At 42.4% G+C, this 13,396-nt stretch carries 10 protein-coding genes; 2 read left to right on the forward strand and 8 right to left on the reverse strand.

Annotated features, from left to right (window positions below):
• Positions 1 to 2: 2 nt before the first annotated feature.
• Positions 3 to 467: a YhfG family protein gene (locus F0227_RS00645; protein ID WP_171751211.1), complete on the reverse strand. Its 465-nt coding sequence runs from the start codon at positions 465 to 467 to the stop codon at positions 3 to 5.
• 846 nt (positions 468 to 1,313) lie between these two features.
• Here F0227_RS00645 and F0227_RS00650 point away from each other — a divergent pair.
• Together F0227_RS00650 and F0227_RS00655 are read left to right on the forward strand one after the other, a co-directional pair.
• Positions 1,314 to 2,411 (forward strand): YdcF family protein, encoded by a 1,098-nt coding sequence (locus tag F0227_RS00650; protein WP_171751212.1) that lies wholly within the window; start codon positions 1,314 to 1,316, stop codon positions 2,409 to 2,411.
• A 395-nt stretch (positions 2,412 to 2,806) separates the two neighbouring features.
• Positions 2,807 to 4,576: a methyl-accepting chemotaxis protein gene (locus tag F0227_RS00655; protein WP_171751213.1), complete on the forward strand. Its 1,770-nt coding sequence runs from the start codon at positions 2,807 to 2,809 to the stop codon at positions 4,574 to 4,576.
• Between the two features lie 95 nt (positions 4,577 to 4,671).
• On the opposite strand, the gene F0227_RS00660 is transcribed toward F0227_RS00655, so the two are convergent.
• The 7 genes from F0227_RS00660 to F0227_RS00690 are packed head-to-tail and all read right to left on the reverse strand — an operon-like array spanning position 4,672 to position 13,340.
• A complete protein-coding gene (locus F0227_RS00660; RefSeq protein WP_171751214.1) occupies positions 4,672 to 5,256 on the reverse strand; it encodes a serine/threonine-protein kinase in 585 nt (194 codons plus the stop codon).
• Positions 5,257 to 5,270: 14 nt separating this feature from the next.
• Entirely contained in the window at positions 5,271 to 8,732 is a 3,462-nt protein-coding gene (gene tssM, locus F0227_RS00665; protein ID WP_171751215.1) for a type VI secretion system membrane subunit TssM, read from the reverse strand.
• Between the two features lies 1 nt (position 8,733).
• Positions 8,734 to 9,894 carry a type IVB secretion system protein IcmH/DotU gene (gene icmH / locus F0227_RS00670; protein WP_171751216.1) on the reverse strand — a complete coding sequence of 387 codons (1,161 nt, stop codon included), beginning with the start codon at positions 9,892 to 9,894 and terminating at the stop codon, positions 8,734 to 8,736.
• Positions 9,895 to 9,901: 7 nt separating this feature from the next.
• On the reverse strand, positions 9,902 to 11,218 hold the full coding sequence (tssK, locus tag F0227_RS00675) for a type VI secretion system baseplate subunit TssK (protein ID WP_171751217.1): 1,317 nt from the start codon (positions 11,216 to 11,218) through the stop codon (positions 9,902 to 9,904).
• Complete coding sequence (gene tssJ / locus F0227_RS00680; protein WP_171751218.1) at positions 11,218 to 11,685, reverse strand: type VI secretion system lipoprotein TssJ; 468 nt, start codon at positions 11,683 to 11,685, stop codon at positions 11,218 to 11,220. Before tssJ ends, tssK begins: the two co-directional genes overlap by 1 nt.
• A 1-nt stretch (position 11,686) precedes the next feature.
• A complete protein-coding gene (locus F0227_RS00685; RefSeq protein ID WP_171751219.1) occupies positions 11,687 to 12,664 on the reverse strand; it encodes an FHA domain-containing protein in 978 nt (325 codons plus the stop codon).
• A 1-nt stretch (position 12,665) separates the two neighbouring features.
• Positions 12,666 to 13,340, reverse strand: a complete 675-nt coding sequence (locus F0227_RS00690; protein WP_253822001.1) for a transporter substrate-binding domain-containing protein — start codon at positions 13,338 to 13,340, stop codon at positions 12,666 to 12,668.
• Positions 13,341 to 13,396: the final 56 nt, after the last annotated feature.

The following is a 13,396-nucleotide window of genomic DNA, read 5'->3' on the forward strand; positions in this document are numbered from 1 at the left end:
CGCTATCTCTGGTATTTGGCTAAGACAGATTCCAGTGATTTATCGGCAACAACATTCATGTTGATGCCTTCTAGTCTGGAACTGTGCTGAAAGTTCTTGTGCTTGGTTTCTTCGAATTTCTGGTAAGGGTCAAAGGCCGCTTTTTTGAATGCTTTGCAAAGCAATAAGAAATGGCTTTTTAACTGCTTACTGTCAGCCGTACTGAACTTCACATCTATCAGCTTTTCGATCTGTTTCTTTGCATCTTCGACAGGATGGCTGCTGATGATGCTTAAGATCGAGGCTTTATTGGCTGGCGCCGCTTTCTGCAGGTGTGTGACCTTATCGAACAGAGTTACCCAACTGCGGACGTTTAGCTTGAGGCTTAGCTGGTTCTCAGTCACGCGCTTAAGCTCAAGATAGGAACCTTGCGCTTTTAACTCATTAATATCATGGGAACTCAATATCTTGCTAATACTGATGCTCATTGAACCTCGATAAGATTTCTAAACCGACTATAAGGTTAATATACCATACATATCACTTTTCAGCTTACATGACTTTAGTCGCTAGCTTTGATCATTTTTACCTTGCTCAATATTCACTCTTTATGCATTTAGTCCCTTCAAATATTCCGTTGGTAATTGTGAATTTACTAGGCTTTGAAAAGCCGACTTGTTTATATGTACCCCATATGCTCCCCGTTTGTTATTTTCCTCTTTTTGTAATAGATTGATTTTTTATAGATTTGTCAGGTTTTCCAAATCAACTTCATCGACATCCTGTGCAATATCATACTCGAAAGAACCTGGCCGATTGTTATCATCCCAACTGCCATACCAGCCAAGTTCTTGTCTATTAATCTGACTCTTAACAGAGAGAATCCCATAATATCCAGTAGCAATTTCAACATTACTATCATGAGTTAAATTTATTCGCTTAGTTTCACTAGTTGGCTTGCCAAGAGTACTAGTAAATGATGAGACAAACGTACTATGGCTTAAAAAAATAATACATCAATATATTATTTTTTATTAGAAAAGCAGAATATTATCAATAAGCAGTAGATGAAATTCAGACAATCAAACACATTCAATTATATTATCAATCACTTCAAAACAATCTAAAATCATTTTAATCAATGCGAATTTTCTTATTAAAACCACAAAGAAAAGACCATTAAATGCAGCAATAATAGACATCAATTTGTAGGAAAATTCTTATTTTAACCTGACCTACTCATAAATAAATACAACTGTGAATCTCTACTCAATTTATTTCGAATGGAAAATTTACACTGAAAATTATGTAGTATAAAAAAGAAGGTTAACTCCATGAGAAAAAATATTATCGCTCTAACTCTTAGTAGTATTATCGCGCTAACTTCAGCACCCATTACTTTTGCTGCCAATGCCTCTGCAATCCAGTCTTCCACCGACTATTCGCAAGTAGTAACCAAACGCCAAGTAGTCGATCAGTTGTTAAATGATGCCCTAAATGCATTCAAGTCCCCTACACGTATTTCTCACGCGGGCTTTACTGCAAAAATGCCAAGCAATATGGAAATCGTGACCAATCGACTTCTCGAAGCCTATCAGCTAGAGCCTTATCGCACCGATTTATTGATTTCCGCGGCTAATGCTCAGATCTATAACAAAAATGTAGATGGAGCCATCGATCTGTTTAAGCAAGCTTTGAATGTAGCTCCTGACGATGTGGATTTACATGCCTACCTTGCTGTATGGCAACGATTTAAAGGCAATCAAACCGAGTCAAACAAACACATGGCAGCGTTAACTAAACTAGATGCGGGCAAAGCAGCCGATATCAAACGCATCTTCCAAACCGTTGAACGCATTCTAGTCACGCCCCTGAAAGAGAATGCAGATAAAGGTAAATTAGACAGCAAAGGCGCTATTGTCACTTTAGGTTACGCATTAAACCCTGATGGCTCCATGCACCCAATCTTAGAAGAGCGCTTGCAAACAACATTAAAAATGGCCAAGGCCAACCCTGATGCGCTTATCGTGCTAACAGGCGGCGTACCAAAAAACCATAAAACCGAAGGCAAGTTAATGGCTGACTGGCTGATAAAAAATGGCGTCAAAAAAGAGCGTATCATTGACGAAAACTACGCCACCAGCACGGTAGGCAATGCACTATTTAGTAGCTATATTTTAGCTCGCCATAATATAAAACACGCAACGATCATCAGTTCGGCAAGCCACGTTCGTCGCGGCCAAACACTATTTGAAATCGCCAGTTGGCAAACAGGTCCAAAAGGGATCACCTTTGACACTGTTAGCTACCCTGATAAACCGCTAAAAACACTTATTAAGGCCAGCAGCAGTGAACTGCTTGGTATCTACCGTGATGCATTGCGCACGTACGGTATGTGGAGTTATCGTTCCTATCCACTAGAGTCACGTTAAACTATTGAAGCCCTTTCTGAAAGGGCTTTATACTTAAGTAATCTCAAGATGCTTGTCACTTATATCGCGTTCAGATCGAGCATGTAATTCGCTGAAAAAGCATCTCCTCAATAAATACCGTTATTATTTCTGTTATCACCTGCGGTAGAAACCAGAATTAACCTTAAAAACAAAGCCGGTATTCCAAGCATGATTTAAACTCAAGAATAGCAAATAAATAAAACATGATGTTTTTATGACATTTTTATTAATTATTTATTAATTTATGATTAACTATTTAAGTCACTACTGACTATTTTAATAATACCTACAGCTTCCATTTGATTAATTGCAATTTCGTTCATATGGTTAATGTTAATGTTAATGTCAATAATCAGATGCTAAAGGTATACGGAATGAGCATTAAGCAAAAATTATATATGTTAGGCTTTATTGCCACGTTGGGAGTCATCACGTTAGTCGTCACCACTTCCCAGTTTTCCAAAAATACCGAGCAACTTAATACAGCAACCAATTTAGTCGCACAATTAGAGATCCGCTTATTAAACTTAAGACGCAACGAAAAAGATTTCTTGCTTCGTAAGGATATGAAGTACTTAGATAAGTTTAATAATAATATGGAGATTTTTTTATCGTTAGAGAAAGAGCTCTCTGGCATTTTGACTAGCGCTAAGCTTCTTTCCAGTGACCAATTAAAAGCTGACGCTTTACGCTACCAGAAAGGCTTTCAAGCTCTGGTACTTGCATTTCAAGAGCACGGACTGAAAGACGATCAAAGCTTACTGGGAGCGTACAACTCTGCTCTAGAAGCGTATCAATCTCGTCTGACGGGCGATCAGCTACTTTCCGTCTTTGCTTTTGACAAACAGATTCATCAAGGCATCTTTGACCGTTCGTTACTGACCACATCGGGGTCAACGCCACTGCTCACTGCGGCAGAAACACTGGTTGCTCAAAAGGTTGCGATTGGGCTTAAATATAACGAGGGAGCATTAGGTGACACTCGAAAACTCTCCCACACCGTAGAAGAACAGTTTAAAACTTTCTCAGCAGCCTTAGATGGTGAAATTAAATCTGAAGAGTCGCAACTTTTGATTATTGAGCAGGCAATAACCGCAGGCGTTATTATTTTAATTATCGCTTTAGTTTATCAAATATCCCGTTCAATAAATTCACAAGTCGCGAAACTGCTGTCGGTCATTCAAAATATCGCCAGAACCAATAATGTAAGTATGAGAACTCAGCTAACTGGAAATGATGAGTTGGCGTCGATCGGCATGTATTTTGATCGACTGCTAGATAAGTTAGAAACACTTATCTCCAGCACACAGGGCAAATCAGCTCAGCTGTTTCATAACACCAGTAATATGCATAATGAACTTCAAGATGTGATCGAACAGTTTAATGTTCAAGTGGAACACACCTCGACAATGGCCACATCAGTACAAGAGATGGTTGCCACCATCAATGAAATTTCAGAAAGTACTGCGGTCGCGGTAGAAGGAGTTCAGCAAGCTTCTGTCAATGCAAAGCATGGGCGGCAAGTTGTGCAGTCGACGGTACAAAATGTCGATGAACTCTCTAACATATTGGGTAAAAGTCAGCATTCCATCTCTTCGTTAAACGAGAACGTCGATAAAATTGGTGGGGCTGTAAACATCATACAAGAGATTGCTGAGCAGACTAATTTACTCGCGTTAAACGCAGCAATAGAGGCCGCACGAGCAGGTGAACAAGGCCGAGGGTTTGCCGTGGTGGCCGATGAAGTAAGAGCCTTAGCAAGCCGCACCCACCAGTCGACTGAAGAGATCACAAACGTGGTTTCATCTATTCAAAATCAGATGTCAACGGTGGTAACCAATATAGATCAATGTAATGAACAAGGACAACAAACCCTTTCTGCTTCACAAACACTGGATGAGAGTTTAAGTCAGATTATTGGAGATATGGACAATATTCAATCCAACTCAGAGAGAATTGCCTCTGCCATTGAGGAGCAAGGCATTGTGATGAATCATGTCGGTGAATCCATTACCGAGTTAAACAGTATCTCAGACAATAACATGCACTCTGCGGAGCAGTGTTTGGTCGAGGTCGATATGGTTTCAAGCCAAGCTCAGGAGATGGATGCGGCCGTCGCCGAGTTTCAAACCAATAAGGGGTAAACCGCTCCACGCAGCTCACTATGCTGATGCTTGCCATAACGCAAGAAAATTGCCATGCAGTAACAAAGATCGAAGACAGTCGATTTTTGTTACTGCTAGTCGGAATGTGTCTCCAACCGTGTCTTTAACCATTGCAGTATGCGGCTAATTTTTCCATGTTGTCTTACCGTTAATGTATGCTGCATTAACTGCCTCAGCCAGACATTAACCGCATTCCAATCATCACCGGCAGACACTCTACCAACCCCATTACGGCTGGTGGAAGTCGCAAAGGTAGGGGTCATTTCCCACTGTGATAACGCATTCCTATCGCAACCAAGGGGCAGTGCGGCAGCGAAGTCTATCAACACGATACGCTGGCTCTTTTCTAGGTACAAAACATTGGATGGTTTGATATCACCATGCACCCATCCCTGTTGATGGCAGTGATGGATTACACGGATCAACTGTGGAACAAGTTCAAGAAAACGGTCAATATGCTGATAAGAAAAACTCAGCATATCTTTAGCGTCGGCATAATAGTGCAACGTTAACGTTCGTTCCTCACTGTTTTTGCTCAGTAAGGGTTGAACAGCCGGACAGGCACACGCTTGTAATGCCTGCCACTCAAAGTTAAATGCGCTAACATCCTCTCTGGTTTTAATTAGCACAGCTCGCTGTGCTTCATATCGGCTATTCATTAAAACAACAAAAACTACAGCTTACGGGGCAATTTATAACCAGAGAAAAACAACTTATTAAACTTAACGCTGCTGTCTCCCACGGTCATATCTACCACGATATGTTTGCCATCTATCTCATACAGCACTTTATTTACCTGCCTATCACTCGTTGCCGATATCTTGCTGTCAAAGATAACTCGTATAAAGCCCCACTTTCCGTTGTAAGTTTGTGTTGCCACTCGATCTTCAGCACGGTAAAAACTGCTGGTAAGTTCTGACTCATCGCTGTTCGATGGCCAGTTAATCTCACGCCACACTCTTGGCCCATGACGATAGTCAAAAATGGATTCCACTTCTACCATTCTAAACTCAGTTACGTCAGTGCTCATTGAGCTAGGCTTAATTCTAAATTTGACCGACAGCTCTTGTCCTGCGGCATTAAAGAACAGTTTTTGAATCTGTTTACTAAAAGAGATCTGAGCCAGACCGTCACGGCTAATGGGTAAGCTTCTACCATTCACGCTCTTCGCGACCAGTCGGCCATTATCCCACTCAACAAATGGGCTCAGTACTTGCTCAACAAAACTCTCTAACTGCCCCTGCGCTTTAAAGAATGAACTAAAATCACTTAGGGCAATTTCACTGCGACTTGTCGGCACAAATGGGAAGCGGCCAAAAATGGCTTGAGAGTAAAACTCATACACCTTGTTTTGCCACTCAACATTGACATAGTCCATCGACGAATCAATCACATGTCCCCACGACTGCTTAGCGATGGATTGTACCCATTTGCCAACATACCCTGGTGCACTACTCGACTCTCTGGCAAACATGACAATGGCGTCTTGGCTACCTTGAGCATGAGCCGCAGCATAGTCATAAATCGCTTTACTTGGGTTTGCGCTGGTTAACGCAGCATCAAAATAGCCATTGAGCTGATCAAATTGCGCCAAAAGTGAGTCCAATGGCGCGGTTCCTGACGCATTGCCATCGACACTGATGTAACTCGAGTAGCTCTTAAATGCTTCATTTACCACAAACGATGGTTGTAACCGCAATATCTTATCACCGGCTAAACGGTTTATTTTATCCGCTTTCTTAGCAACTTTAGCGACCTGCTTAATACCCAGTTGGGCAGCAATTTGCTTCTGTTGTTTGGTGTCTGGCTGCTCTTCTACCGCAAGAGTAGTGTTGACAACAATGGCTTCAAGAACGTCCAAGACCGGGCTAGAAGCGGGCTCACGGGCAAGTTTTAATGCCAACGCAAACTCTTGAGTAGAGCCGAATGACTTAACATGGATGTTCTTTATTAAGTCCTTCCATCGGTAAATATAATCAGCAAAGTAAAGCCGCTGAATCTGTTTGCTTAGCTCGGTAAGCTCAGTGATGGAAACAGCAGAAAAATCCCCTTGCAGCATTTTAAACTCTTTTAGCTGCAACCTAAGAATGGCGGATTTAGCAGAAAGATCCAAATTACTAAAGCCTTGCTTGGTATAGATCTCTGGCATCAAAAAGCCATGATAGGCGTCTGAGAAAACAAAAATCTGCCCAAACTTTTCACCCAGTTGTCGACGGATATCAACCTGTGCGTTGTACTTAGGCAAACTCTTAATACGAGAATAAATAAGTCGTTCTGGAGAGAGCCCTTCTAGGTTATTCACCGCGACCGCTATCAGCTCTTTGTTTGGAGTTAAGGTTTTATCATACTGGCTAGAAAACAGATCTTGAATCAAGTAAGAGAGCTTATTGATATCGTCCTCTGACACATCACCTTGGTCTTTAAGGTTCTCCAGCAAGTACTCTTGCATATCGGCAATGTCCAGTCGCTGTTCATTAAACAGCATTTGGTAAAAACGCAATATCTCAAAAATACGGCTTGGATTGCCCAAGCTGATGTAAACATACAACTCATTGCTGATAAGTTCTTCAATTTTAGGTAACAGAATCAAATTAAGCTGATTCTCGTAAGCCAAGTTCACAAGCTGAGCGGTCTCCTCTTGTTTAATGCTTACTTTTTCATACCACGGCTTGTGACTAACACCTTCGGCAACCACTTCTCGCAGCTCATACAACACGGCAATAACGTCAGTGAGCGAGCTGCTCTCTGAGTTGAGTCGTTCTATATTAGAGCTATAAACACTCAACTGAGTAGTTGTTCTCGCACGCCATGCTTCATCAGCATTCCAGTTATCTTTTAATCCCAGCCCAACCACAACCAGCAGTGATACCATGGTCAACAACACGACCGCTCTTAACAGGTAATAGCTGTTCTGTCGGGTTTTATTTACCCCCACCAGACGACTTTCTGGCAAGATCACCTTACTAAACAACCCAGAAACAAAGAAACTCCGGCGATGACTCGTTTGGCCTTTGACGCCGGCACTTACAAATTCAGACTGATCCGCTATCGCTTGAGTAAGAAGATCAAAACTGGCTCCCTTTTGTCCTGATGAAAGAAAGTACGCGCCTCGAATCCAGACAGACTCTCTCACTCGGTTTTCTCGGCCAATCTCTTTGAGCAGCTTTTTCACTCGCTCCATAAAGATGCGTAGCTGGTAAGGGAACGCCACAACCGCGCTGGACTTATCGCTACTGATATTCTTCAGCAACTCAAATTGTTGATCCCCCAGCGATGAAATTAACGCTTTTAACTGCTCATCAAAACGGTATGAGTCAAACTGTTTAGCGGGTGTATCTTCAAAGGTCATGCCAAACGGATTATCCAGCGTGCTAGCAGGAAAAGACTCAAAAAAGTCGACAAAATCCGCGATGGTATCGGCTTTAGAGAACAGAGTATAAACAGGGATACGAATGCCAGTTTTATCACTTAGGGTCAAAATGGCTTCTTGCAAAATTGAACTCAAGCGTTGCTGATCTTTGCTGTCACCTTTTAGTATTCGGTCACAACCTATCACTGAAATAATGCCATTCACCGCCTGTCTTGGGCGATGCTTCATTAGCTGTTGGCTAAGAACTTCCCATAGCGCTTCATCAATACCTTCGTTATCAAACAGACGATGACCGACTTCGATGACCACAGCACGATCATTACTCCAAAAAGTAAGGTATTGCTCTTCTTCTTCCGGCTGAAGCTGATGGCTTAATACCTTCTCAAGGTTATTCTGCTGAAGAACAGAGCTTTTCGCATCACCTTCTCCGCCAATCAACAAGTACCATGGCAAGTCATAAAGGGTTTGTAGTTTGCTACTGCCGCTACCACGAACTTTCTTTACCGACATAGCAAAAATATCACTGATGTATTGGCTATCTTTTTTTAACAGTATCTGTTGTTCATGTGCAGCCTCTGCTTCTCGGTCTTTTTTCTTTGGTTTAAATAGCCAAAACAGTCCAAGTAACAGTATTAGGCTTCCTACCACAATACATAGATAGTTGAGCCAAGTTTGCTCATCAACAAAGTAGTTGAACCACCAAGGCATTAAGCCTGCAATAAACAGAACAGAGGTCAGCAATAACACCACTATTTTTTTAATCATTTTATTTCTGCGCCCTTCTTAGAGTGGCACTTAAACTAAAGCGAACATTTATCTCGTTCTTTAGCTTTTTCGCCTCAGACAAATCATTGCCCGCCATTAACAGTACATCTACCCTTTCATCTGTCGATTTAACAAATGCATCATAGCCAGACCGCTTAAGTGTGGTGGCTAGTGATTGTGCATCTGCCAACTTAACAAACGACGCTAATAGCAGTTCCCACTCTTTTAATACTGTATTTGTTGTTGTCGCTTCGGTTTGTGAGGCGTCCGATGATGACGCATCTGACGACTGTAACCCCAGATCATCGTCGGTACTGACATAGACAAGATCTCGGTTACTATTAGTGAGATCCATATTCACTTCATTGAGCATGGTTAACTGAGCAACAAATGGTTCGCTACGATTAAAATACCAATACTCTGAAGCGGCATAAGCACTCGATAAGATGAAGCCCATCAACAAAAATAGCTTGGTTAAACTTAACGGCCGGCTTGGTGATTTGGATTCATGTAACTCTGGTGTGGTAGGCAACAGCAGCGGCTTTTCATTTCGGAAATGACGGATAGCACTGTATGTTTCCGCTTTAATTTCATTGAGTTCATTTTCATCAGCATGGCGATATCGGCCTTTAAAACCGATCATCATAAGCACATATTGCAGCTCTAAAAAATCCACCAATTTACTGGGTTGTTCCCGCGCTTTATCCAATAAGACGAAAAAGGCTTCCCCTCCGTTTCGCTGAGAAAAAACCTTACTCAGCAACGAATAATTTTCCCAACGCCCTTCTTGTCCCCACTTGGTGTACAACACCGCTTCATCAAAAGCGGCACACAGCACAAAACAGCTCTTATCTATAACACTTGGATGGTAGTCCAGATATAAACCACGGCGACGAAAAGTACTGATTCCATCTAAGATCTGTTGTCGAAAACGCTCTATATTTTTAGGGGAACCTTGTCTAGCAATGGTCACCAAAACACTTAATAACTCAGACGCTGCATTTAGCAATGGGCTATCATGAAGCTCCAAGTTCTCCAGCAATTTGTCTGCACCATTTAAGTCCAGATACACCTTCTCTGCGGGTTTACTCGCAGAGGGTTGAGCTTGCTGGCGATCTCGCCTGACAACAACGGTGGGTTCTTCGTTAAATAATCCGCTCACCTACTACCTACCTAATTACGTAGAACTCAACTTGCACATCCCCAATACGGTCATCAATATGGAGGGCAATGGGTTCATCTTTCTTAACTAATGCTTTCCAAAGCTCAGATTGAGTATCAAGCTCAAAATAGGCAGCATCATGACGGGATTTTAGCTCGGAAGGCGCATATGGTAGTGGCAATAACGGCACACCAGACAGCGCATTACGTACAAGTTCAGCAATTGCGCTATTACCTGCAAGCTTAGCGGCAAATGGGAACTGCTCTCCCAGTTTTGCCGAACCTAACGACGAGGTCACCACCAGCACAAAGCGGCCATTGTTAAATAGGCTACGCTCTTTAATCAGCGTTCTAAGCAGTCGTCTTGTGGCAAATAGGTTGGTGTCCCATTTTAGATTGGTGACGTTATCTAACTGCACTTCTCGTAATTGCAGCATCATTTCAGAAAAGACATGAGAGAAAATTTTGTACAGCTCGTTAGGGTTCCATGCCAGCACTTCTTTGGGCATTTTTCCTTCAAGGCCTGCCATCTGGCCTACCATAGAAATACACTCAAAATAGAGATCACGCGTCGCAATCAGTTCACCATCCACCCAGAGCTTGAGCTTAGGTAGCCATCCACCTAAAGCCTGCATCCACAAATAATCACGTATCAATGACTGATAGCTTTTGCTCTGACTTTCGGCGTTGAGTCTCACCGCGATAGTGTTTGCTCGATACTGCATTTGAGCATGGATATCACTTAAACTTTCTACCAGATAGCTAGACGCACCAAAATGCAAACAGTTCGGCACAAACGCTTTGTTGAGTAGTACTGTACCTTCCGATTTGTGCTCACTCACTTGCGCCACAGGGATAAGGGTATAATCTTCTAACTCTTCCCCTTCTAGCTTTAAAGTGACATTTAGGTTCGCCACGTCGAGCTGAACAGGTTCACTTCTGTCTCGACTGGTATCAAATACGCTGGTTTCACTGGGTTTATTTCTTAGTCGGTCGTCATCACCTACATCGACGGCTCCTGAACGATAAACAGGAAGTGCTAAATAGACTCGTTGATTGATAAAACCTTGTGGTATATCGATCACCAAGGCTTGCTGAAGTTCAAAAGGCGTGCCATCCGGAAAACGTCCTCTGGCATGTTTGATGCCAAATTTGCCTATTTTTAATAGCGCCGTATCAATATCAAGCAAGGAGAAGCCAAACGCCATGGTTCCACTCTGCTCACTAAACTCACGAACGTAATTCTCTAGGTATCTCTCTTGCTGCTGAAAGTGCTGAGGACTAAGGAACATTCCCTCACTCCAAACGACTTTTTTATTATCCATTATTCTTCCTCTGCACCAGATATGGAGATATTTAAACCATCAATAGAGACATGAACCGTCACCAATCCAAGTTGCTTAATTTTATAAATGGCTTTGCTCTTTGCTTCTCGGTAGTTGGCAAACGAGCCCACAACGGCTATGTATCTTGTTTCTAAACTAATTGGAAAGGCTTTCACCCGATACTCTCCGGGCAAAATACTTGGCAAGTGGCGAGTAGAGACCAAGCCCGACTTAAGAGCCCCTTGATCATCATCGTAGAGCTGTAAAAAACTGGCCTGATTGAATGCGTCATTATCAGATAGCTGATAAACACGTAGCTCTAAAGGTGATGCCTCTCCATTCACATTAGGGTTAATGTTTTTTTGTGCGTGGATTTTCAGTGTCAGTTTTGGCGGAACTTCATCACTAAAAAAACCGCATGAGGAGAGAGATAGACTCAGTACGACACCAATAAACAGATTCTTCATGCTACTTTCCCTCCAATTTTTGTTGCACTTTGATGGAGTCTTTAAAATACGCTTGAAACTTCACTTGTAGATCTCTTGAATTCATTTGTCGCTTAAAATAACGCTTATACAGCTCCCAATATTTGGGCTGACGCCTAAACATGCCGGGGGTAGATAACTCATCAAACATAGATTCAAGATTTTCAGGAGCAAGCTCTTGCAATAATCGGTTGAGTGCCATCTCTATCGCTTGATCAATATCGGGTTCATAGGGCGTTGGACCAAAAAATGGGTCATCCTCGATTCGAGTATCAACATTGACTTGATTTTGACGATTGAGGGCCACAGGGGAGTTGATCTCTTCCTCTGATGTTGGCGTGGAACCCATTGGTGATGATGGGAAAACAGGGTTCATATCAAACTGAGAAAACGGGTCATCGTCCAGCTCTCTAAAATCATTATGTGTTTGTGGTGTGGCCTGCTGCTTTTTACTCGGTTGGCCACCAAATGGATCCTCTTCCACCACTGCATAATCTGAAATGGTAAAATCCACCTCTTCAGTGACGGCATCATTTGTTGTCTCGACATTTTCAACAACGTCAGCGCTGGAGAACGGGTCATCAAACACGTCCCCTTGTACCTCACCCGCGGGTTGAGACAGCAGCGCCGGCGCACTGGGAATAAAGCAGGAAACCAACAGGCGAAAACGCCCCAGATCAAGCACATCACCATCATTTAAAGGAGACTGATTCCCTTTACCCAATGGTGTACTGCTACCATTAACAAACAATCCGTTAGAGCTATTATCAATAATATGATAGCCACGGTTGGACTTTTTTATCGTGGCGTGACAATTTGACAGCTCTCGGCTGGCATCACTTAATTGTAAGGTTGAGCCAAACGCGCGACCTATGTCCCCGCCACTTTCAGGGAACTGCTTATTCCATTCTGTAATGTTCTCACCGTCCGGAGAACTTATAATTCTAATCGATAATGGCATACTAAATACTCTTACACTTTTTGATCGCAAGATTAAATGTGGATAAAAATTGAGGGTATTTTTTGGTGAACTCTCGAGAAAAATACACTCCTAAAGGCTTTCTTTTTACTGTTGTTTTTGCAATGGCTCGATAACTTAAGCCCATCTTTTTTATCGTTTGTTCAATAACTTCATCATTGCCAAGTATAGCGCCTACATCGCCACTAATGAGCAGTTCTAGCATCGCTTTTACAGAACGAGGCTTTTTATTCACCAAGTAACCCTGATTTTGTAACCAAAACCACTTATTTGAGCCAAAAAGTGCGGCTACCTCTACTTGCTGTTTAAACATAGACTGATTTAAGTCAATCGCGTCTGAGAGTGAAAACCAGCTCCATTTTTGCTCTAACACCGGATCAGACAACACCGCGTATTTATCGCGAACGTCATTTCGCGAGGCTAGGAAAAAACCATTTTGCGTCCCGACTTCCACCAGCAATTGAGCATTATCCCATTGGGTCATCGTTAACTGATAAGGCTGTTCCATTTTTCGCATAATGCATTTTATTTTCTCAATACCGCGTCCTTTCATTACCCCATCAACACTATATTGATAGGGATACCACTCCTGAGTGGTCAATAAAAGACGTTCGGGCTTTTTAGCCGCATAAGCGGTATTCGCCATCAGCAATGCCATGCATACCGCACCACTCGCCTTAGCCATCCATTTTTTCTTAGCCATCGACTCGTTCT

This window comes from Vibrio sp. 99-8-1, from assembly GCF_013114595.1.
GTDB lineage: Bacteria > Pseudomonadota > Gammaproteobacteria > Enterobacterales > Vibrionaceae > Vibrio.

Excerpts from the sequence above, each read along its gene's own strand:
- F0227_RS00650 (WP_171751212.1), top strand. The coding sequence starts at position 1,314 with ATGAGAAAAAATATTATCGCTCTAACTCTTAGTAGTATTATCGCGCTA.
- F0227_RS00645 (WP_171751211.1), bottom strand. The coding sequence starts at position 467 with ATGAGCATCAGTATTAGCAAGATATTGAGTTCCCATGATATTAATGAG.
- F0227_RS00690 (WP_253822001.1), bottom strand. The coding sequence starts at position 13,340 with ATGGCATTGCTGATGGCGAATACCGCTTATGCGGCTAAAAAGCCCGAA.
- F0227_RS00660 (WP_171751214.1), bottom strand. The coding sequence starts at position 5,256 with ATGAATAGCCGATATGAAGCACAGCGAGCTGTGCTAATTAAAACCAGA.
- F0227_RS00655 (WP_171751213.1), top strand. The coding sequence starts at position 2,807 with ATGAGCATTAAGCAAAAATTATATATGTTAGGCTTTATTGCCACGTTG.
- tssJ (WP_171751218.1), bottom strand. The coding sequence starts at position 11,685 with ATGAAGAATCTGTTTATTGGTGTCGTACTGAGTCTATCTCTCTCCTCA.
- F0227_RS00685 (WP_171751219.1), bottom strand. The coding sequence starts at position 12,664 with ATGCCATTATCGATTAGAATTATAAGTTCTCCGGACGGTGAGAACATT.
- tssK (WP_171751217.1), bottom strand. The coding sequence starts at position 11,218 with ATGGATAATAAAAAAGTCGTTTGGAGTGAGGGAATGTTCCTTAGTCCT.
- tssM (WP_171751215.1), bottom strand. The coding sequence starts at position 8,732 with ATGATTAAAAAAATAGTGGTGTTATTGCTGACCTCTGTTCTGTTTATT.